The organism is Nocardia cyriacigeorgica GUH-2, assembly GCF_000284035.1.
Taxonomy (GTDB): domain Bacteria; phylum Actinomycetota; class Actinomycetes; order Mycobacteriales; family Mycobacteriaceae; genus Nocardia; species Nocardia cyriacigeorgica_B.
In genome coordinates this window covers 5,703,372-5,722,788 of the sequence record NC_016887.1, presented here as the reverse complement: position 1 = coordinate 5,722,788, position 19,417 = coordinate 5,703,372, and the positions used below count along the sequence as shown (strand labels likewise).

Here is a 19,417-nt window from a genome sequence, read left to right as displayed (position 1 = left end):
CCGATCGGCCAGGCGAGATTCTCCTGGCGCTTACCTGGGCTGTCCATACCCACACCTATCCACATACGTTGGGTCTTGTACCGACTGCCAGTATGTTACTGTACTCACAGTTTGTCCAGCGTTTACCGACATGCCGTGAAGAAGGTGGAATAGGTGAGTTCGCCACCCGGACAAGAGGCGTCGAGCACGCCGACGATCGAACCGCAGGCGCCCGCGAACGGCGCGGATCTCATGCGGCAGTTCCTGCCCTACTCGCCGTTCGTGCAGCTGATGGGCGCGGTGCTGACCGAGATCGGCGACGGTCACGTGAAGCTGCGGCTGCCGTTCCGCAATGATCTGGTGACCGTCGGCTCGATGGTGCACGGCGGCGCCATCGCCGCAGTCGCGGACTTCGGAGTGATGGTCGCCGCGTGGGCCGGACTCGATATTCCGGACAAGGTTCGCGGCGTCACCGTCTCGCTATCGGTCGACTACATCGAACCGGCCGTCGCCGAGGATCTCGAGATCGTCGGCACCCGGCTGCGCACCGGACGCCGGCTGCAGACCTGTTCGGTCGATGTGCTGACCGCGGTGGGCGGGCGGCTGGTTGCCCGCGCGCTGGGTGTGTACAAGGTGGGATAATCCGAAAACGCACGCCCCCGGCCGAATCCGTCCGGGGGCGTGCGTGTCTCGTACTACTAGGAAACGACCGGCAGGTAGACCTTCTTGCCGGCGTCGGCGAACTCGGCGGACTTCTCCGCCATGCCCGCCTCGATGGCCTCCACGTCGGTGAGGCCCTGCTTCTCCGCGTATTCGCGCACGTCGGCGGAGATCCGCATGGAGCAGAACTTCGGACCGCACATGGAGCAGAAGTGGGCGGTCTTGGCCGGCTCGGCGGGCATGGTCTCGTCGTGGTATTCGCGGGCGGTGTCCGGATCCAGCGACAGGTTGAACTGGTCGACCCAGCGGAATTCGAAACGGGCCTTGGACAATTCGTCGTCACGCTGCTGGGCACGGGGATGGCCCTTGGCCAGGTCGGCGGCGTGGGCGGCGATCTTGTAGGTGATCACGCCGACCTTGACGTCATCGCGGTTGGGCAGGCCCAGATGTTCCTTGGGCGTGACGTAGCACAGCATCGCGGTACCGGCCTGGGCGATGATCGCGGCGCCGATGGCGGAGGTGATGTGGTCGTAGGCGGGCGCGATATCGGTGGCCAGCGGGCCGAGAGTGTAGAACGGCGCCTCCTCGCACAGTTCCTCCTCGAGCCGCACGTTCTCCACGATCTTGTGCATCGGCACGTGACCGGGGCCTTCGATCATCACCTGCACGCCATGCGATTTCGCGATCTTGGTGAGCTCGCCGAGGGTGCGCAGTTCGGCGAACTGGGCCTCGTCGTTGGCGTCGGCGATGGAACCGGGACGCAGGCCGTCACCGAGGGAGAAGGTGACGTCGTAGCGGGCCAGGATCTCGCACAGTTCCTCGAAGTGGGTGTAGAGGAACGATTCCTGGTGGTGGGCCAGACACCAGGCCGCCATGATGGAACCACCGCGCGAGACGATGCCGGTGACCCGCTTGGCCGTCAGCGGCACATAGCGCAGCAGCACGCCCGCGTGCACCGTCATGTAGTCGACGCCCTGCTCACACTGCTCGATGACGGTATCGCGGTAGATTTCCCAGGTCAGCTTGGTGGGATCGCCGTTGACCTTCTCCAGCGCCTGATAGATCGGCACGGTGCCGACCGGAACCGGCGAGTTGCGCATGATCCACTCGCGGGTCTCGTGGATGTTCTTGCCGGTGGACAGGTCCATGATGGTGTCGGCGCCCCAGCGGGTGGCCCACACCATCTTCTCCACCTCCTCGGCGATAGAGGAGGACACGGCGGAGTTGCCGATATTGGCGTTGATCTTCACCGCGAACTTCTTGCCGATGATCATCGGCTCGCATTCGGGGTGACGATGGTTGGCGGGGATCACCGCGCGGCCGGCGGCGACCTCGTCGCGCACCAGTTCCGGCGAAACCCCTTCGCGCGCGGCGATATAGCGCATCTCGGCGGTGATGATGCCGGCCCGCGCCCAGGCCAGCTGGGTGCGCGGTCCGTCGATCTGCGGCTTGGGCCATTCGTCGCGCAGCTTGGGCAGGCCGGCTTCGAGATCGATGGTCGCGGTGTCGTCGGTGTACGGGCCAGAGGTGTCGTAGACGTCGAAGTGCGCGCCGGTGGTGAGGTTGATCCGGCGCACCGGGATGCGCAGGGTCAGCCCGTCGGCTTCGACCTGTTCGTAGTGTTTGACGCTGCCCTCGATGGGGCCGGTGGTCACCGTGTCGACACCCGCGGTGGTAGCGGAACGGCCGGTGGAACCCATATTTCCTCCCTACGCCGGCATTACCCGGTCAGGTTCATACGGTCGACGGCCCTGATCCGCCCGGAATCGGGCTAGCCGTCCTCTCAGCCCGCTGGTGCGAGCCCCCGTTGGCGTGATTCGTACCCGCCCGACCATACCTGCCCCGCTTCGCGCCCGGAGCAGACCGGCGCACGGCATCCGGACGCACCGCCGGATGCCGCGCCGAGTGAGGAGTTCAGGCGTTCTCGTAGGCCGCCCGCATCGCCGCCAGGTCGATCTTCTTCATCTTCAGCATCGCGGCGGTGGCGCGGTCGACGGCGGCCGGATCGCCGGTGAGCAGTTCATCGGCTTCGGCAGGCCACACCTGCCACGGGACGCCGTACTTGTCGTAGAGCCAGCCGCACTCGATCTCCTTGCCGCCGTCGGCGAGCAGGGCATCCCAGAGCCGGTCGACCTCGTCCTGGCTGTCGCAGTTGATGAGCAGCGACATGGCGTGGGTGTACTGGTACTCGCCGCCGCCGTTGATGCCGGTAAAGCGCTGACCAGCGAGTTCGAAGTCGACGGTCATGACGGAGCCGGCCTCGCGCATGCCGGTCTCGGCGAAGCGCTGCACCCGGATGATCTTGGAGTCCGGGAACAGCGAACAGTAGAACTCGGCCGCTTCCTCGGCCTCCGTGTCGTACCAGAGGTTGGTGACGATCTTCTGCATGGTTGTCCTCCCGATCGGATGGTCCTGCCCTATCCATGAAGACTGCGCCTCCCGGCGAAATTCATCGCGGGAATCGACCTCGTGGGCCGTTCACTCTTCGCGAGCGGGAAGGATCCGCCCGCTGACTTCCCCGAGACCGATGCGAGCTCCGCCGGCCCCCGGTGCGGTGGCGGTGATGGTGACCTCGTCGCCGTCGAGCAGGAAGGTGCGTTCGGCGCCGTTCACCGTGACCGGCTCGGTGCCGCCCCAGGACAGTTCCATGAACGAACCCCGCTCCTCGGCGGCCGGACCGGAGATGGTGCCGGAGGCGTAGAGGTCGCCGGGCCGGGTGGCCGCACCGTTGACGGTGAGGTGCGCCAGCATCTGCGCCGGTGACCAATACATCCGGGCATACGGCGGATGAGCCACCGCTACCCCGTTCCACCGCACGCACAGCTCGAGGTCGAGTCCCCAGGGTTCGGCTTCCCGCAGGTAGGGCAGCGGTGCCGGGTCCTGCGGCGGCGAGGGGATCCGGGCCGATTCCAGCGCCGCCAGCGGGGTGATCCACGCGCTCATCGAGGTCGCGAAGGATTTCCCGAGGAACGGGCCGAGCGGCTGATATTCCCAGGCCTGGATATCGCGGGCGGACCAGTCGTTGATCAGCGCGACGCCGAAGACGTGCTCGGCGAAGGCGCCGGTGCCGATCGAGCTGCCGAGGGCGGAGCCGACGCCGACGACGAAACCGAGCTCGGCCTCGATATCCAGTCGCCGCGTCGGCCCGAAATCCGGTGTGCCCGAATCGGTGCGCCGCTGCCCGCGCGGTCGCACGATATCGGTGCCGGACACCACGACGGTTCCCGCCCGCCCGTGATAGCCCACCGGCAGATGACGCCAATTCGGCAGCAGCGGTTCCGATCCCGGCCGCAGCAGCTTGCCTAGGTTCGTCGCGTGGTCGATGCTGGCGTAGAAATCGACGTAGTCGCCGATGCGCACCGGCAGCGCCAGGCGCACCGCCGCCAGCGGGAAGACCGCATCCGCGGAGAGTCCGCCATCGACCAGTTCGCGCACCCGCTCGCGCACCTGTGCCCACCGCCGCGGACCCTGTGCCAGAAGCGGATTGAGTTCCGGATGGGCAAAGACCGGATCATCGAGCGCGAGGGCCAGATCGATGACGTTATCGCCGACCCGCACGCCCACCCGGTAATCGTCGCCGCCGGGCGCGAACACCCCGTACGGCAGATGCTCGGGCCCGAACGGCGAATCCGGCGCGACCTCGATCCGCGTCCTCACTGCGGTCCCCGCCCGGACCAGGTCCACGCATACCCGGGATCCTCGCAGGCCAGCGCGCCCTCCCCGAGTTCGAGCGGGCGGAAGGTGTCGACCATGACCGCCAGTTCGTCGAAGAACTCCGCCCCGATGCTCGCCTCGTAGGCACCCGGCTGCGGGCCGTGCGCGTACCCGCCCGGATGCACCGAGATCGACCCCTGGCCGATCCCGGAACCGCGCCGGGCCTCGTAGTTCCCGCCGCAATAGAACATGATCTCGTCGGAATCGACATTGGAGTGGTAGTAGGGCACCGGAATCGACAGCGGGTGATAGTCCACCTTGCGTGGCACGAAATTGCACACCACGAAGTTGATGCCCTCGAAGGCCTGATGCACCGGCGGCGGTTGATGCACTCGTCCGGTGATGGGTTCGAAATCGCTGATGTTGAAGGTGAACGGGTACAGGCAGCCGTCCCAGCCGACCACATCGAACGGATGGGTCGCATACACCATCCGGGTGCCGACGATCTGCCCGCCGGGCCGGTGTTTGACCAGCACCTCGATCTCGGAGCCGACCGCGAGCAGCGGTTCGCCGGGCCCGTGCAGATCGCGTTCGCAATACGGCGAATTCTCCAGCAGCTGACCGAATTTCGACAGATAGCGCTTCGGTGGAGTGATATGGCTCGACGCCTCGATCACATAGGTGCGCAACGGTTCGGGCCCGATGGGCAACCACCGGTGCGTGGTGGCCCGGGGGATCAGCACCTGATCGCCCTGCCGCGCGGGCAGCGCGCCGAACACCGTCTCCACCACGGCGGCACCCGATTCCACGTACACCAGCTCGTCGCCGATGGCATTGCGGTACAGCGGCGAAGCGGTGCCCGCGACGGCGTAGGACAACCGCACGTCGGCATTGGCCAGCAGCAACCTGCGGCCCGTCACCACGTCGGCCTCGGCCCAGCTGTCGCCGGGGAACAGTTCGTGCAACCGCAGATGCCGGTGGCGCAGCGGATGATTGGGGGTGGTCGACTGATCGGGCAACTCCCACACCGTCGCGTCGATGATCGCCGGCGGCAGCCCACGGTGATACAGCAGCGAAGAGTCACCGGAGAAGCCCTCCTCGCCCATCAGCTCTTCGTAGAACAGGCGCCCCTGATCGTCGCGATGCTGGGTATGCCGCTTCGGCGGCACCGACCCCACCTGCCGATAGAAAGCCATGACCACACCTCCCGCCGAACGGACGGACAGCCGGTTCCATCGTATGCCGCGACCAGGGATTTCTGGGGCGAGTCGGTGCCCGCGGCAGGACGCGGCGTTGCGGGCCGAATCGACGGCGGGGCTCCCGGCCGGGCGAGCGCCGGCGACGGGCGTCGACCTGGCTCAGGCGTTGCGCAGCGCCCGGTAGACGGCGGCGCCGACAAACTCGCCGAGGTCCTCCGGCGTCCAGTTCCCGTCATCGGCGAGCAGGGTCCGCACCGCGCCCTCACCGGCCGAGATCCACTGCTCGACCAGCACCGGAAGCTTGCGGTCGGCGTCCTCGATGCCCCACGCCCGCAGCGTCGGGCGCAGCAACCGGGTGCAACGCTGCACCACCAGCGCGCGGCCGCGGCCGAACGAACCGGCCACCGCCGGATCCGGATTGCCGTAGAGCAGCAGCCACGACTCCGGCCGGGCCGCCACCACCTCGAGCAGGGCGCGGAAACCCTCCACGAACACCGATTCACCGGCATCCACGTCGCGTTCGCGCAGTGCGCCGAACACACCGTCGGAGACGTAGCCCTCCTCGCGCCGGATCAACTCTTCGAGCAGCGCGACGCGATCGGGAAAGCAGGCGTAGACCACCGGCCGGGTGACGTTCATCCGCTCGGCGACCGCGGCGATGGTGACGGCGGCGATGCCCTGTTCGATCGCGATGGCCAGTGCCGCGTCGAGCACTTGGGGCCGGCGCCGTTGCGGGCCGAGATGTTGGGCACGACGCCGCGGACGCACCGCGGATTCGGTACTCATGCGGCAACGGTATCAGTGCCGACGCCGCTCACCGGCGCCTCGACGGGCCCGGCGGTCAGCCGGTGAACTCGGCGATCACCGGCGCGTGGTCGCTGGCGCCCTTGCCCTTGCGTTCCTCGCGATCGACCACCGCATCGGTGACGGTGGCCGCGAGGGCGGGCGAGGCGAGCACGAAATCGATGCGCATGCCCTCTTTGCGGGGGAAGCGCAGCTGGGTGTAGTCCCAGTAGGTGTAGACCCCGGGTCCGGGCGCGAAGGGACGCATGACGTCGGCGAACCCCGCATCGAGCACGGCGGTGAAGGCGTCGCGTTCGGGCTGGGAGGTGTGGGTCTTACCGGCGAAGAACTCCGGCGACCAGACGTCGTCGTCGGTGGGGGCGATATTCCAGTCGCCCACCAGCGCGATCTTGGCCTGCGGGTCCTCGGCCAGCCAGCGGGCGGCATTGTCGCGCAGGGTGGCCAGCCACTCCAGCTTGTAGGCGTAATGCGGATCGCCCAGCGCCCGGCCGTTGGGCACATACAGGCTCCACACCCGCACCCCGCCGCAGGTGGCGCCGATGGCCCGCGATTCCACCACCGGGGTGGGGATCAGCGATTCGCCCGCGTTCTTGTCGAAACCGGGCTGGTCCGGGAAAGCCAACTCGACCTCGGCCAGGCCGACGCGGGAGGCGATGGCCACGCCGTTCCACTGATTGATGCCCAGATGCGCCACTTCGTAGCCCAGCTCGTCGAAGCGTTCATAGGGGAACTGGTCATCGCGGCATTTGGTTTCCTGGATGGCCAGCACGTCGATGTCCTGGCGGTCGAGGAAGGCCGCGACTCGGTCGATCCGGGAGCGGATCGAGTTGACGTTCCAGGTCGCGAGGCGCACGGGATTCCTTGTCGAAGAGAGGTGGATGAACGGCCTGATCCCGTTCTACCGGACCACCGGGATCCGGGGGCCGGGGGCGGCATAGCGATAGTGATGGTGCTCCAGGAAACCGAGCTCCCGGTACAGCGCGAGCGCGCCGGCGTTGTCGGCTTCCACCTGCGCATACGCATGGGTGGCGCCGCGGTCGCGACCCCAGCGGATCAGCTCGGCGCAGACCAGCGAGGCCAGCCCGTGGCGCCGGTGTTGCGCCGCGGTCGCCACACAGGTCAGGCCGATCCACTGGCGCCCGTCCGGCGCGGTGGTGAGCGCGCCGCGGCCGATCGCGATGGGATGCGGCAGCCCCAGCGAAGCGAAGCCGAGCTCGCCCGCCCGCACCGCCGTCAGCACGTCGGCTTCCGGCATCGGTGCGCCCGGGTCGCCGGGCTCCTCGCCGCGGTGGCGATGCAACTCTAGCCAGGCAGCGTCGGGGGCGGGCGCGATGCGCACCATCGACGGACCGCGCGGCAGCACGAAGTTGTCCAGATCGATCCCGAGGACCGTCGTCTCGCCCCAGGTGTGCCAGCCCGACGGCGGCGGCGCCAGCCGGTCGGGCAGCTGCAACCGCACCGGCAGTCCGCGCTCGGACATCCAGGCACCGATCCGGTGCAGCGCATCGGCGGACATCAGCGGTGGCCCGTCCGAGGTACCGAGGGGGACAGCGGAATTCGCCCGATTCGTGTAGCCGTGTCCGGCTCGCACCAGCCAGCCGTCGATCCAGGTGTGCTCGGCGCCGGGCCAGGCATCGGCCGCCGCCGCTTCCAGTGCGCGGATCTCCCGAGTCCGGATCGGCCTGGGCCCCAGTGCTTTCAGCGCGACCACCCGATCGGTGGAAACCGACACCACCTGACCGTCGGCGCCGCGCACCGTCGGCGGATCGAGCGAGACCAGCTCGCCGATCACATCCGTCATCGGCTGCGGATAGCCCTCCGGCAGCAGATACCGCAGCACTACCCGTCGGCCGAGCGGAATACCGGCGAAATCAGTCATGCCCGAACGGATCCGGCACGCTGCCGGGCAGCCAGCTCAAACCCGGTGTGCCCCAGCCATTGCGCTTGATGGCCTTCTTGGCGGCGCGGGCATTGCGGCCGATCAGCACATCGACGTAGAGGAAGCCGTCGAGATGGCCGACCTCGTGCTGCAACATCCGGGCGAAGAAACCCTTGCCCTCGATCTCCACCGGCTGCCCGTGCTCATCGATGCCGGTGACCTTGGCCCAGTCGGCGCGGCCGGTGGGGAACTGCTCGCCGGGGACCGACAGGCAGCCCTCTTCGTCGTCATCGGGATCGGGCATGGTCTCGGGGATCTCGGAGGTCTCCAGCACCGGGTTGATCACCGCGCCACGACGCCGGGTGACGGTACCGTCGGCGGCCTGGTCCGGGCAGTCGTAGACGAACAGCCGCAGCGGCTTCCCCACCTGATTCGCCGCCAGGCCCACGCCGTTGGCCGCGTCGAGCGTCTCGTACATGTCCGCGATCAGTCCCGCCAGCTCCTCCGGGGACTGGGTCACCCGCTCGGTCGGGTTGTGCAGAACGGGATCGCCGACGATGACGATAGGGAGGATTGCCATGCGGCCAATTTTGCCGCGTCGGCCTCTCGCGGTGCGCGCCGCCCCTCGGCGGGTCCGGATCCGCGGCCGAAATCGCGTCGTATCCGCCCACTCGACGCGTAACCGCTGGTACCGGACACGCCGCCGGACACACGGCGCGATCGGCTATTCCCGTGGTTGAATGATCGGCGACGTACAAGCATCATTTCGTCCGACGGTGACTCGGCGAGGGAGCAAGATGGACGGCGCAACAGCGCGGGACCTTTCCGCAATCCAGGACAGCCCTTCTACGAGCGACGAGGTCACGGCCGATCAGCAGGCCGGTGACGACGACGGCCTGAGCCGTCGCGAACACGACATCCTGGCCTTCGAGCGCCAATGGTGGAAGTACGCCGGCGCCAAGGAAGAAGCCATCCGCGAGCTGTTCTCGATGTCGCCGACCCGGTACTACCAGGTGCTCAATGCCCTGGTGGACCGGCCCGAGGCGCTGGCCGCCGACCCGATGCTGGTCAAACGGCTGCGCCGGTTGCGGGCCAGCAGGCAGAAGGCCCGTGCCGCGCGGCGGCTCGGCTTCCAGGTGTGACGGACTAGGCTCGAACAGGTGAGTTACCCGAAACCCACTTCCGGCGGGATCCCGCTGCGAGCGCTGGCGATGGTGCTGATCGCACTGGCCATCGTCTTCGCCGGGCTGGGCGCGATGTCGTTGTCGAGCGCGGACTCCGAGACCGACACCGCCGCCGAGACCAGCGCCCCGGCCACGACCACGTCGGTCGCGGTGGCCCCGCAGGCCACTTCGGCGCGCACCACCACCGCGAAGCCGACCACGACGACGGCGGCTCCCACCACCACGACCTCCACCACTCCGGTGGTTGATCAGTCGACGCCGATCCGGGTGCTCAACAACAGCATGATCGCGGGGCTGGCCTCGAAGACGGTGAACCAGCTCGCCGCCAACGGCTGGACCAATGCCACCGCGGGCAACTACGCGGGATCCACGATTCCGGCGACCACCGTCTATTACGGCAATGCCAGCGGTGACAAGGCCGCGGCCGAAGCCGTCGCGGCCGTGCTCGGTGCTGGGGTGGCGCCGATGATCCCCGGGCTGGGCGGCGGTTCGGCCGGCGTGGTCGTCGTGGTGACCGGGAACTGATCGAGCGCCCGACACGGCCCGAGGATCGAGCGACACGGCGGGCGTGGCATCATCTTGACCGGTAAAACAACGTGTCCACCCAGCTTTACTCGTAAACTCGGTACTCGTAAAGGAGTTCCCCGATGGCACCGTCCACAACTCGTCGCCCGTCCTGGCGGATCGTGACCCCGGTGCTGGCGATCGCCGCTTTCGGCCTCACCGCCTGCACGAACAGCCAGGAGTCGAGCGACGTCCAGGGAACGACTCCGCCGGTGTGGACCTCCTCGCCCGCCCCGGCCGGCGCCGAGACCGGTCACGGTGGCGGCCACGGCAGCACCGGCACCGGTGGGCACGGTGAGACCCCGGCCGCCAGCGGCACCAAGGTCGAGTTGAAGGACGCCGCGGGTACCACCGTCGGCACCGCCGACATCACCGAAGCCGGCAGCTTCCTGAAGATCAGCATCGAGGCGCACGGTCTGCGCCCGGGCTTCCACGGCCTGCACATCCACCAGGTCGGCAAGTGCGAGCCCAATTCGGTGGCCCCCACCGGTGGTTCGGCGGGCGACTTCCTCTCCGCGGGCGGCCACCTCCAGGTCGGCCCGGCCAACGCGCATCCGGCCAGCGGTGACCTGACCTCGCTGCAGGTGCGCGCCGACGGCAATGCCACCCTGGTCACCACCACCGACAAGGTGAGCATGTCCGACATCCGCGGCAAGGCGCTGATCATCCACGCCGACGCCGACAACTTCGGCAATATCCCCAGCCGCTACAACCATCCGGGTGGTTCGGGTCCGGACGAGTCCACCCTGGCGACCGGTGACGCGGGTGGCCGCGTCGCCTGCGGCGTCATCCAGTAGGAGCGTGCCGGCATGGGTGGGGCTGGGATCGAGAGGGTTGTCTTCCACGGTTCGCCCCGCCCGACCATCGGCGTCGAATGGGAGATCGCCCTCGTCGACAAGGTGACCCGCGATCTGTCCAATACCGCTGCGGCGGTCTTCGATTCGGTCGGTGACCTGCGGGCCCACGACGGCACCCCGCAGGTCACCAAGGAACTGCTGCGCAACACCGTCGAGATCGTCACCGGCGTGCACAACAGCGTCGGCGAGGCGATGGACGATCTGAGCGCCACCATGGACACCGTGCGCCGCGCCGCCGATCCGCTCGGCGTCGACCTGTTCTGCGCGGGCACCCATCCGTTCGCGCAGTGGTCGGCCCAGCAGCTCACCCGCTCACCGCATTACGACGAGCTGATCGAACGCACCCAGTGGTGGGGCAGGCAGATGCTGATCTGGGGCGTGCACGTGCACGTCGGAGTGTCGCACCAGGACAAGGTCTTTCCGATCCTGAACTCGCTGCTGCTGTCGTATCCGCATCTGCTCGCGCTGTCGGCGTCCTCGCCGATGTGGTCGGGATCCGATACCGGGTACGCCAGCAACCGCGCGCTCATGTTCCAGCAGCTGCCCACCGCCGGGCTGCCGTTCCAGTTCGAGAACTGGACCCAGTTCGAGTATTTCGTGCACGACCAGTTCAAAACCGGTGTGTTCGAACAACTCGGCGGGATGCACTGGGACATCCGGCCCGCCCCGAAATGGGGCACCATCGAGGTGCGCGTCTGCGACGGCATCTCCACCCGCGCCGAGCTGGCCGCGATGGCGGCCTTCATCCACTGCCTCATCGTCGACCTGGACCGGCGGGTGGAAACCGGCGAACAGCTGCCCACACTGCCGCCCTGGCATGTGCAGGAGAACAAGTGGAGGGCCGCACGGTACGGGCTCGACGCGATCGTCATCGTCGATTCCGACAGTAATGAGCGACTCGTCACAGATGATCTCGATGAGCTATTGAACCGGTTGGAGCCGACGGCCAAGCTGCTCGGCTGCTGCGACGAACTCGCCTCGGTGGCCGAGATCCCGGCCCGCGGTGCCTCCTACCAGCGTCAGCGCAAGGTGGCGGCGGCCGCGCAGGGCGATCTCGTCGCGGTAGTGGACGCGCTGGTCAAGGAGCTGGATCAGTGATCGCGGCGGTCGTGGTCGCCTGACGTTCCCTCGGCCAGGGGGATGACGTTCACCTGCCGTTTAACATGGTCGATGTGTTAGTCGAAGACCCGAACTCCAGAGTTGGTGCCGCGGCCCGATTGTCCCTGCCGCGTACCCGGATTCGGGTCCTCGCTCTCGGCGCCGCCATCGCCGCCGTGCCCGCCTTGTTGATCGCCCTCCAGGTCGTGGCGTCGGTTCAGGGGTTCGAAGGCCCGCTGGAGAGTCTCTGGCGTGATTACGCGGGCACGCCGAAGTCGATGACGGTGCCGTGGGCAGGCCTGGTGCTGGCGCTGGTCGGGCTGCCGGCGCGGCGGCGGATCATCGCGCTGGGCGCCGCGGTCGGGATCGACGTCGTCTGTGCGGGCGCGCGGATGCTGGCGGGGGACCCGTTCACGGTGGGCAACGGCCCGGTGATCGTGCTGACCGCGATCGCGGTGCTGGCACTGGTGCGCTGGGACGGCGTCGAACGGCGCAATGCCCTGCACGCGGCGGCGCTCGGCGCGCTGCTGATCCTGGCCACCAAGGTGGGTGACGTGTGGCTGCACGTCACGATCCTCACCCAGCCGCAGGTGCTCGACGAATACGTGATGCTGGCCGACCATGCGCTCGGCGACCCGTCCTGGGTGATGGGTCGGGTGCTGGAGACCCTCGGGCCGTCGGTGGAGGCGGTGCTGCACTGGGTGTACATCGAACTGCCCGCCGCGGCGATCGTGGTGGCGGTGTGGCAGCTGCGCGGAGTGGTTTCGACGGGGCGGTGGCCGAGCCACTACCTCGTGCGGACGTTCCTGGTGCTGGGCCTGGTCGGGCCGCTGGTCTACGTGCTGTTCCCGGTGGTCGGGCCGATGTTCGCCTTCGGGGCCGACGGCGCGGGATTCCAGCTGGGCAACTATTGGCCGCAGGTGGTGCCGCCGATCGACCGTAACCCGTCGGCGCTGGATTTCGACTCGGTGACCCCGCGCAACTGCATGCCGTCCATGCACACCGCGTGGGCGCTGGCGGTGTTCCTGCACACCCGCCGCGCCGCCGATGGCAGCCTGGCGCCGCGCTGGCTGCGCTGGGGCGGCATGTTCTGGCTGCTGTGCACGCTGGCCGCGACGCTCGGCTTCGGCTACCACTACGGCGTCGACCTGGTGGCGGGCGCGGTGCTGTGCCTGACGGTGGAGTCGGCGCTGCGTGAACCAGAACGCGGCTGGGGCTGGTTCCGGATCCGCCTGGTCGCCGGGGGCGCGCTGGTACTGGCCGCGCTGCTGATCTCCTACCGCTACCTGGCGGTGCCGATGGCCGAGTACCCGGTGCTCGCCGGAACCATTGTGATGGCGCTGTTGGCGGCCGTGGCGGCGGCGTTCCACGGGACCTGGTTCGCGCGCAGGCAGAAGGTGCGGGCCGAGGAACCGGAGGCTGTCACCGCGTCGGCCGAGTAGCCCGCGCGCTTCCGCTCCGGCGTTGTCGTGCTGCGGTGCCGTGGGGTGGTCCGGTTGATCCGGCAACTGCCGATGGCGCAGAAAGCACGGCGAGCACCGGGTAGTCGGCTCAGTTCCCGGGCCGCTGGTCGAGTTCGTTGCCCAGCTCGTTCACGGCGAGCAGTCCATCCCGATGCCGCTGTTCGCGGTACGCCGTGCGCCCGATGAGGTGCGCGATGACCGGGGCGGTGAGCAGGGTGAACAGGCCCACCAGCACCAGCATCCAGGCGTCGGGGCTGTCATAGACCCGGATGATGGTGCCCGCGAGCACCAGGTTCAGGCCGATGACCTGCGGTTTGGTGGCCGCGTGCATGCGCATCAGGGTGTCCGGGAAGCGGACGATGCCGATGGCCGCGGTGAAGGCGAGGAACGCGCCGAGCACGATCAGGATGCCGGAGATCCAGTCCAGGATGGTGATCATCGGTCGTCCCGCACTCGGAATCGGGAAACGGCGGCCGAGCCGAGGAACCCGACCAGCGCCAGTGCCACGATGGCGGGCACCACGGTGGTGTCGCGGCTGTAGGCGGCCCATACCGCGAGCCCGCAGATGGCCATCGCCACCAGCGAATCGATGCCCACCACCCGGTCCAGCGTGCTCGGCCCGGCCAGGGTGCGGTAGGCGGTGATCACCGCGGCCGCCACCAACAGGATGCCGGCCGTCACGGCGACGACGATCATGCGCTCACCTCCGGTACCGCACGTGCCGCCGGCCGCTGGAAGCTCGCGATCAGCAGCCGTTCCAGCCGCCGGGTGGTGCGGTAGAACTTGTCCACCGCCTTATCGCTGCCCACATCCATGACGTGCACGTACACCACGCATCGTTCACGATCGAGTTCCAGCACCATGGTGCCGGGAATGAGATTGAGCAGATTGGTGCACAACACCAGCACCAGATCCGATTTGAAGCTGAAGTACACCCGCAGCACGCCCGAGATCGGCGGCGGCGCGGGCCGGACCGCGAACCAGGCCACCTGCATGCTCGATTCGAGCGCGTAGTAGATGCTCACAGCGACCAGTTGGAGCAGCGGCACCGGGCGGACCCAGCCGGTGACCGGGACCCGCGGCAGCGGCAACGTCACCATGATCAGCGCGCCGACCACCAGCCCGGCCAGCACATTGGCCACGCTGAGCCGGCCCCACAGCGCCACCCACACCGCGGCCAGCCAGCACAGCACGGCGATCCGGATCACGGTTTCCCGGGTCATCGCGGCTCCGATCCGAGCACGGCGGTGATGTAGACGCCGCGGTCGCGTAGGTCATCGGCGGCCCGGTCGGCGATATTGAGGATCGGCCCGGCCCAGACCGTGAGCGCGAGTCCAACCCCGACCAAGGCGGCCGTCGAGGTCACCATCAGGGCAGGCATCCGGCCCGGATCGGCGCGCTCGTCGTAGAGCATGTCGGTGGAATCCTCCACCAGGGTCGGCAGCGTCGCGGCGGCCAGATGCCCCTCCGAGGCCTCCGCGCGCGGCCGCCAGAACGCCTTGCTCCACACCCGCGCCACCACGTACAGGGTGAGCAGACTGGTGACCACGGAGCCGGCGACCAGCGTCCAGGCCAGCACACTGCCGTTCTGCGCGCCCGCCTGGAGCAGGGCCACCTTGCCGACGAACCCGGAGAACGGCGGGATACCACCCAGATTCAGCGCGGGCACCAGGAACAGGATGGCCAGCAGCGGACTCGCCGCGGCCAGCCCGCCGAGCCTGCGCAGCGACGCCGAGCCGGCTTGGCGTTCGATCAGGCCGACCACCAGGAACAAGGCCGTCTGCACCAGAATGTGGTGGGCGATGTAGTAGACCGCGCCCGACAACCCCATCCGGCTGGCCAGCCCGACGCCGAACACCATGTAACCGATATGGCTGACCAGGGTGAACGACAACAATCGCCGGATATCGCTCTGCGCGATCGCACCGAGGATGCCGACGAGCATGGTCAGCAGTCCCGCGATCAGCAGCACATTGTCGAAGCCGCCATCCGGGAAGATCAACGTGTATGTGCGGATGATCGAGTACACACCGACCTTGGTGAGCAGGCCGGCGAAGACCGCGGTCACCGGTGCGGGCGCGGTCGGATAGGAGTCGGGCAACCAGCTCGACAGCGGGAACACCGCCGCCTTGATGCCGAAGGCCACCAGCAGCACCGCGTACACCGCGTTGCGAATACCGTCCGGCACCTCGTCCATTCGCAGCGCCAGCTGGGCCATGTTCAACGTGCCGGTGGCGCCGTAGGCCAGCGCGATGCCGGTCAGGAAGATTAGCGACGACAGCATCGACACCATCACATACGACACGCCCGCGCGAATGCGTTCCTCGGTGGCGCCCAGGGTGAGCAGCACGAACGAGGCGACCAGCAGGATCTCGAAACCGACGAACAGGTTGAACAGGTCGCCGGCGAGGAACGTCATCGACACGCCCGCGCTCAGCACCAGATAGGTCGGCCAGAAGATCGAGGTGGGCTGCTGGGAATCGGCGTCGCGGATGTTCTGGCCGGCACCGTAGACGGCGACGGCGAGCAACACGATCGACGACACCAGCTCCATGGTGGCGGCCAGCCGGTCCACCACCAGGGTGATGCCGATCGGGGTCTCCCAGGCGCCGACCTGGATGGCGGTGGTGCCGTCGCGGTCGGCCAGGAACAGCAGCGCCGCGCAGACGACGACAGCCGCGGACAGCGAGATCAGCGCCACCATGCGCTGGGTGCGCGGACGACGGCCGAACACGAGGGTGGTCGCGGCCGCGAGCATCGGGATCAGCACCGGCAGCGGTGTCAGCACCGGCAGCAGGTCGGGGGACAGACTCATTCCTCGGGATCCTCCTGCTCGCGGGTGGCCGCGATCCCGACGTCCTCCGGGTCGTTCTCGACGTCATCGGTGGTGGTCAGGGTGAAGGACCGGTAGGCGAGGGCGAGTACGAACGCGGCCAGGCCCATGGTGATGACGATGGCGGTGAGCACCATGGCCTGGGCGAGTGGGTCGGCCATTTCCTGATGGGCGTCGTCGGTGGCGCCGCTGATCGGCGGCTTGCCGTCACCGCCGGCCATGGTGAGCACCAGCAGATTCACCGCATTGCCGAACAGGATCATGCCGAGCAGCATCTTCGACACCGCCCGCTCGAGGATCAGATACACCCCACACGCCACCAGCACGCCGATGACGATCATCAGGGTCATGTTCACGCTCATTTGACCGCCTCCCGGACTTCGGCCGGTTCCGGCGTCTCGGCCAGTTCGCGGTCCAGCCGCGCACCGAGGCTGCGCAGCACGTCGAGCACCAGCCCGACGACGATCAGATACACACCCAGGTCGAAGAACAGCGAGGTCACCAGCTTGACGTGGCCGAGCAGCGGCAGCGTCACCTCCAGAATCGCCGACGACAGCGGCGGTGCGCCGAAGATCAGCGAGGTGGTGGCGGTGCCCGCGGCCAGCGCCAGCCCGGCGCCCAGCAGATGCCCGGCCTCCACTGGCAGCGCCTCACCGAGTTCGTACGGCCCGCCGGCCAGGTAGCGCAGGACCAGCGCGAGGCCCGCGGTGAGCCCGCCGGCGAAACCGCCGCCGGGTGCGTTGTGGCCGGAGAAGAAGAAGTAGACCGACAGCACCATCATGGTCGGGAACACCAACCGGGTGGTGATCTGCATGACCATCGACCGTTCCCGCCGGTCGACCAGCCGGCCCGCGGGCAGCCAGCTCACCAGTCCGGGCCGGTAGTTGGGTGCGTCCGCAGCCCGCGGCGCGCTGCCGAACCGGCGGCTGCGGAACACCAGCGAGGCCACACCGGTGGCCGCCACGACCAGGACCGAGATCTCGCCGAGGGTGTCCCAGGCGCGGATATCGACCAGCAGCACATTCACCGCGTTCTTGCCGCCGCCGAATTCGTAGGCCGCGCCGGGAATGCGGTGCCAGATCGGCTCGGCGCTGCGGGCCGCGACCGCGAAGGCGCCGAGGACGGTGACGGTGGCGCCCACACAGGCCGCGAGCACCGCGCGCCGGACATTGAATCCGGCGGTGCGCGAACCGGAGATCTCGGCCGGGAAGGCCCGTAGTACCAGCACGAACACCACCAGCGTCAGCGTCTCCACCAGGAACTGGGTGAGCGCCAGATCGGGTGCGCCGTGCAGCGCGAAGATGACACCGCAGCCGTACCCGGTGACGCCGACGACCAGCACGCTGGCCAGGCGGTTACGCAATACCGTCGCCCCCAGCGCCATCGCCACCATGATCGCGCCGATGGCCAGCTGCAACGGCGAATCCCACAGCCGCATCTGCACGCCGGTCCGGGTGCCCAGCGCGAGCACCACCGACGGCAGGATGATCAGGGTGCCGAGGATGATGGCCTGGCTGACCGGCAGCGAACCGCGCTGCACCGAGCCCGTCATCCGCAGCGACAGCTTGTCCATGCCGCGCAGGGTGGCGTCGTAGGCGCGGTCGGCATTGCCCAGCAGCGGGCGCGGGGATTCGCCGATCCGGCCGCGGAACGCGAAGATCACCAGGCCGGCCGCGACGATCACGACGGTCAGTGCGAGCACGTCGGTGAAGCCGTGCCACAGCAGCAGATGCGAGCCGAGCGCTCCGGGGATCGAGCTCGCGTACGGGCTGATCAGCTCGTCCAGGCCAGGGGCGGCCAAGCCCGCGACCAGGCTGCCGGCTGCCAGTACGGCAGGCGCGCCGAGCAGCAGTGCGCCGGGACGATGCCAATCCGGTTCCGTGACGCCGGGCTTGTTGCCGAACGCACCCCAGACGAAGCGCGCGCTGTAGGCGACCGTCAGCATCGAGCCGAGCGTCACCACGACCGTCAGCAGGATGCGGGCCGGATCGTTGAGGATGTCGGCGTGCAGGGTCGCGTCGAGGGCACTCTCCTTGGCCACGAAGCCGACCATCAACGGGATGCCCGCCATGCTCAGCGCCGCCAGTACCGCCACCGCACACAGCACCGGTGCGCGTCGCCCGAGCCCGGTCAGCGCGCGCAGATCACGGGTGCCCGCGCCGTGGTCGACGATGCCGACCACCATGAACAAACAGGCCTTGAACAGCGCGTGCGCCACGATCAGCGCAAGCCCCGCCAGTGCCGCGTCGGGCGTGCCGAGCCCGACCATCAGGATGAGGAAGCCGAGCTGGCTGACGGTGCCGAAGGCCAGTACCAGCTTGAGGTCGCTGACCTGCAACGCCCGCGCCCCGGCCAGCAGCATCGAGGCGCCGCCGAGCACCAGCACGATCGGATGCCAGACCGGGTTGGTCGCGAACACCGGCGCCAGCCGGGCCACCAGGTACACACCGGCCTTCACCATGGCCGCCGCATGCAGGTACGCGCTGACCGGCGTGGGCGCGGCCATGGCGCCGGGCAACCAGAAGTGCAGCGGGACGATGGCCGACTTGCTCAGCGCTCCGACCAGGATCAGCACCACGGCGACGTTCACCGCGAGCCCGCTGGGCGGCTGTTCGGCGGCCAGCAGGTCCGACAGCAGATAGCTGCCGGTGCTCTGGCCGAGGATGATGATGCCGACCAGCATCGCCAGTCCGCCCGCCGCCGTCACCAGCAGCGCCTGGATCGCGGCGCGACGGCTCTGCGCACGATCGGAGTTGTGGCCGACCAGCAGGAACGACAGGACCGTCGTGGTCTCCCAGAAGACGAACAGCAACACCATATTGTCGCTGGTGACCAGACCGAACATGGCGCCGGCGAAGCCGACCATCTGCGCGGCGAAGATCCCGAGCTTGGGTTCGTCGTCGTCGAAGTAGCGGCCGCAGTAGAACAGGATCAGCGCCCCGATCCCGAGCACCAGCGCGCACATGACCGCGGCCAGCGAGTCGAAGCGCAGGTCGAGATTCATCTCGATACTCGGCGCCCAGCTCACCCGGACCCGCTTGGTTTCGTTCCAGTTGGCGAAGACCCAGCTCAGGGAGCCGAGCGGAACGAGGGCGAGCAGGTAGAACGCATTGCGACCCATCGCCCGAACGCACAGCGGCGCCAAGAGAGCGGCCAGGGCATGGGCGAGCAGAATTCCGAGCAAACTTCACTCCGTCGGGTCGGTGCGGCGGGGTGCTGCGGTCCCATCCTACGTGGGCGGAT

General features: G+C 68.4%; 20 protein-coding genes and 1 riboswitch. Of the genes, 6 read left to right on the top strand and 14 right to left on the bottom strand.

Going from position 1 to position 19,417, the window contains the following annotated elements; translation table 11 throughout:
- Positions 1 to 153: 153 nt before the first annotated feature.
- Complete coding sequence (locus NOCYR_RS25660; protein WP_014353328.1) at positions 154 to 621, top strand: PaaI family thioesterase; 468 nt, start codon at positions 154 to 156, stop codon at positions 619 to 621.
- 56 nt (positions 622 to 677) lie between these two features.
- On the opposite strand, the gene thiC is transcribed toward NOCYR_RS25660, so the two are convergent.
- From thiC to NOCYR_RS25620, 8 genes are all read right to left on the bottom strand, one after another.
- Positions 678 to 2,339 (bottom strand): phosphomethylpyrimidine synthase ThiC, encoded by a 1,662-nt coding sequence (gene thiC, locus NOCYR_RS25655; protein WP_014353327.1) that lies wholly within the window; start codon positions 2,337 to 2,339, stop codon positions 678 to 680.
- A riboswitch (TPP riboswitch) is annotated at positions 2,329 to 2,457 on the bottom strand. It overlaps the preceding gene by 11 nt.
- 96 nt (positions 2,458 to 2,553) lie before the next feature.
- Positions 2,554 to 3,027: a VOC family protein gene (locus NOCYR_RS25650; protein WP_014353326.1), complete on the bottom strand. Its 474-nt coding sequence runs from the start codon at positions 3,025 to 3,027 to the stop codon at positions 2,554 to 2,556.
- A gap of 90 nt (positions 3,028 to 3,117) precedes the next feature.
- Positions 3,118 to 4,296: a fumarylacetoacetase gene (gene fahA / locus NOCYR_RS25645; RefSeq protein WP_014353325.1), complete on the bottom strand. Its 1,179-nt coding sequence runs from the start codon at positions 4,294 to 4,296 to the stop codon at positions 3,118 to 3,120.
- Positions 4,293 to 5,489, bottom strand: coding sequence for a homogentisate 1,2-dioxygenase (locus NOCYR_RS25640; protein WP_014353324.1), 1,197 nt, complete (start codon positions 5,487 to 5,489; stop codon positions 4,293 to 4,295). Before NOCYR_RS25640 ends, fahA begins: the two co-directional genes overlap by 4 nt.
- Before the next feature lie 162 nt (positions 5,490 to 5,651).
- Complete coding sequence (locus NOCYR_RS25635; RefSeq protein ID WP_048833716.1) at positions 5,652 to 6,278, bottom strand: TetR/AcrR family transcriptional regulator; 627 nt, start codon at positions 6,276 to 6,278, stop codon at positions 5,652 to 5,654.
- Positions 6,279 to 6,333: 55 nt separating this feature from the next.
- Positions 6,334 to 7,149, bottom strand: a complete 816-nt coding sequence (locus NOCYR_RS25630; RefSeq protein ID WP_014353322.1) for an exodeoxyribonuclease III — start codon at positions 7,147 to 7,149, stop codon at positions 6,334 to 6,336.
- 45 nt (positions 7,150 to 7,194) lie between these two features.
- Positions 7,195 to 8,175, bottom strand: coding sequence for a GNAT family N-acetyltransferase (locus NOCYR_RS25625; RefSeq protein ID WP_048833715.1), 981 nt, complete (start codon positions 8,173 to 8,175; stop codon positions 7,195 to 7,197).
- A complete protein-coding gene (locus tag NOCYR_RS25620) occupies positions 8,168 to 8,755 on the bottom strand; it encodes a peptide deformylase (protein WP_014353320.1) in 588 nt (195 codons plus the stop codon). The genes NOCYR_RS25625 and NOCYR_RS25620 overlap by 8 nt, the downstream gene beginning before the upstream one ends.
- A gap of 217 nt (positions 8,756 to 8,972) precedes the next feature.
- On the opposite strand from NOCYR_RS25620, the gene NOCYR_RS25615 reads away from it, so the two are divergent.
- From NOCYR_RS25615 to NOCYR_RS25595, 5 genes are all read left to right on the top strand, one after another.
- Positions 8,973 to 9,317 (top strand): DUF3263 domain-containing protein, encoded by a 345-nt coding sequence (locus tag NOCYR_RS25615; RefSeq protein WP_014353319.1) that lies wholly within the window; start codon positions 8,973 to 8,975, stop codon positions 9,315 to 9,317.
- 18 nt (positions 9,318 to 9,335) lie between these two features.
- Positions 9,336 to 9,884, top strand: coding sequence for a LytR C-terminal domain-containing protein (locus tag NOCYR_RS25610; RefSeq protein ID WP_048833714.1), 549 nt, complete (start codon positions 9,336 to 9,338; stop codon positions 9,882 to 9,884).
- Positions 9,885 to 10,006: 122 nt separating this feature from the next.
- Positions 10,007 to 10,720 carry a superoxide dismutase[Cu-Zn] gene (gene sodC / locus NOCYR_RS25605; protein ID WP_014353317.1) on the top strand — a complete coding sequence of 238 codons (714 nt, stop codon included), beginning with the start codon at positions 10,007 to 10,009 and terminating at the stop codon, positions 10,718 to 10,720.
- A 12-nt stretch (positions 10,721 to 10,732) separates the two neighbouring features.
- On the top strand, positions 10,733 to 11,878 hold the full coding sequence (locus NOCYR_RS25600; RefSeq protein ID WP_014353316.1) for a glutamate--cysteine ligase: 1,146 nt from the start codon (positions 10,733 to 10,735) through the stop codon (positions 11,876 to 11,878).
- A 65-nt stretch (positions 11,879 to 11,943) separates the two neighbouring features.
- On the top strand, positions 11,944 to 13,320 hold the full coding sequence (locus NOCYR_RS25595; RefSeq protein WP_048833713.1) for a phosphatase PAP2 family protein: 1,377 nt from the start codon (positions 11,944 to 11,946) through the stop codon (positions 13,318 to 13,320).
- Positions 13,321 to 13,429: 109 nt separating this feature from the next.
- Here NOCYR_RS25595 and mnhG read toward each other — a convergent pair whose 3' ends face one another.
- The 6 genes from mnhG to NOCYR_RS25565 are packed head-to-tail and all read right to left on the bottom strand — an operon-like array spanning position 13,430 to position 19,358.
- Positions 13,430 to 13,780 (bottom strand): monovalent cation/H(+) antiporter subunit G, encoded by a 351-nt coding sequence (gene mnhG / locus NOCYR_RS25590; RefSeq protein WP_014353314.1) that lies wholly within the window; start codon positions 13,778 to 13,780, stop codon positions 13,430 to 13,432.
- A complete protein-coding gene (locus tag NOCYR_RS25585) occupies positions 13,777 to 14,037 on the bottom strand; it encodes a monovalent cation/H+ antiporter complex subunit F (RefSeq protein ID WP_014353313.1) in 261 nt (86 codons plus the stop codon). Before NOCYR_RS25585 ends, mnhG begins: the two co-directional genes overlap by 4 nt.
- Positions 14,034 to 14,564 (bottom strand): Na+/H+ antiporter subunit E, encoded by a 531-nt coding sequence (locus tag NOCYR_RS25580; RefSeq protein ID WP_014353312.1) that lies wholly within the window; start codon positions 14,562 to 14,564, stop codon positions 14,034 to 14,036. The genes NOCYR_RS25585 and NOCYR_RS25580 overlap by 4 nt, the downstream gene beginning before the upstream one ends.
- A complete protein-coding gene (locus NOCYR_RS25575) occupies positions 14,561 to 16,156 on the bottom strand; it encodes a Na+/H+ antiporter subunit D (RefSeq protein ID WP_014353311.1) in 1,596 nt (531 codons plus the stop codon). Before NOCYR_RS25575 ends, NOCYR_RS25580 begins: the two co-directional genes overlap by 4 nt.
- A complete protein-coding gene (locus NOCYR_RS25570; protein WP_014353310.1) occupies positions 16,153 to 16,536 on the bottom strand; it encodes a Na(+)/H(+) antiporter subunit C in 384 nt (127 codons plus the stop codon). Before NOCYR_RS25570 ends, NOCYR_RS25575 begins: the two co-directional genes overlap by 4 nt.
- Positions 16,533 to 19,358 carry a Na+/H+ antiporter subunit A gene (locus NOCYR_RS25565; protein ID WP_014353309.1) on the bottom strand — a complete coding sequence of 942 codons (2,826 nt, stop codon included), beginning with the start codon at positions 19,356 to 19,358 and terminating at the stop codon, positions 16,533 to 16,535. The genes NOCYR_RS25570 and NOCYR_RS25565 overlap by 4 nt, the downstream gene beginning before the upstream one ends.
- Between the last annotated feature and the right edge of the window lie 59 nt (positions 19,359 to 19,417).

What these genes read in the sequence shown, in the direction of transcription:
- thiC (WP_014353327.1), bottom strand. Translation starts at nt 2,339, where the DNA reads ATGGGTTCCACCGGCCGTTCCGCTACCACCGCGGGTGTCGACACGGTG.
- NOCYR_RS25650 (WP_014353326.1), bottom strand. Translation starts at nt 3,027, where the DNA reads ATGCAGAAGATCGTCACCAACCTCTGGTACGACACGGAGGCCGAGGAA.
- NOCYR_RS25640 (WP_014353324.1), bottom strand. Translation starts at nt 5,489, where the DNA reads ATGGCTTTCTATCGGCAGGTGGGGTCGGTGCCGCCGAAGCGGCATACC.
- NOCYR_RS25635 (WP_048833716.1), bottom strand. Translation starts at nt 6,278, where the DNA reads ATGAGTACCGAATCCGCGGTGCGTCCGCGGCGTCGTGCCCAACATCTC.
- NOCYR_RS25625 (WP_048833715.1), bottom strand. Translation starts at nt 8,175, where the DNA reads ATGACTGATTTCGCCGGTATTCCGCTCGGCCGACGGGTAGTGCTGCGG.
- NOCYR_RS25620 (WP_014353320.1), bottom strand. Translation starts at nt 8,755, where the DNA reads ATGGCAATCCTCCCTATCGTCATCGTCGGCGATCCCGTTCTGCACAAC.
- NOCYR_RS25615 (WP_014353319.1), top strand. Translation starts at nt 8,973, where the DNA reads ATGGACGGCGCAACAGCGCGGGACCTTTCCGCAATCCAGGACAGCCCT.
- sodC (WP_014353317.1), top strand. Translation starts at nt 10,007, where the DNA reads ATGGCACCGTCCACAACTCGTCGCCCGTCCTGGCGGATCGTGACCCCG.
- NOCYR_RS25600 (WP_014353316.1), top strand. Translation starts at nt 10,733, where the DNA reads ATGGGTGGGGCTGGGATCGAGAGGGTTGTCTTCCACGGTTCGCCCCGC.
- NOCYR_RS25595 (WP_048833713.1), top strand. Translation starts at nt 11,944, where the DNA reads ATGGTCGATGTGTTAGTCGAAGACCCGAACTCCAGAGTTGGTGCCGCG.
- mnhG (WP_014353314.1), bottom strand. Translation starts at nt 13,780, where the DNA reads ATGATCACCATCCTGGACTGGATCTCCGGCATCCTGATCGTGCTCGGC.
- NOCYR_RS25585 (WP_014353313.1), bottom strand. Translation starts at nt 14,037, where the DNA reads ATGATCGTCGTCGCCGTGACGGCCGGCATCCTGTTGGTGGCGGCCGCG.
- NOCYR_RS25580 (WP_014353312.1), bottom strand. Translation starts at nt 14,564, where the DNA reads ATGACCCGGGAAACCGTGATCCGGATCGCCGTGCTGTGCTGGCTGGCC.
- NOCYR_RS25575 (WP_014353311.1), bottom strand. Translation starts at nt 16,156, where the DNA reads ATGAGTCTGTCCCCCGACCTGCTGCCGGTGCTGACACCGCTGCCGGTG.
- NOCYR_RS25570 (WP_014353310.1), bottom strand. Translation starts at nt 16,536, where the DNA reads ATGAGCGTGAACATGACCCTGATGATCGTCATCGGCGTGCTGGTGGCG.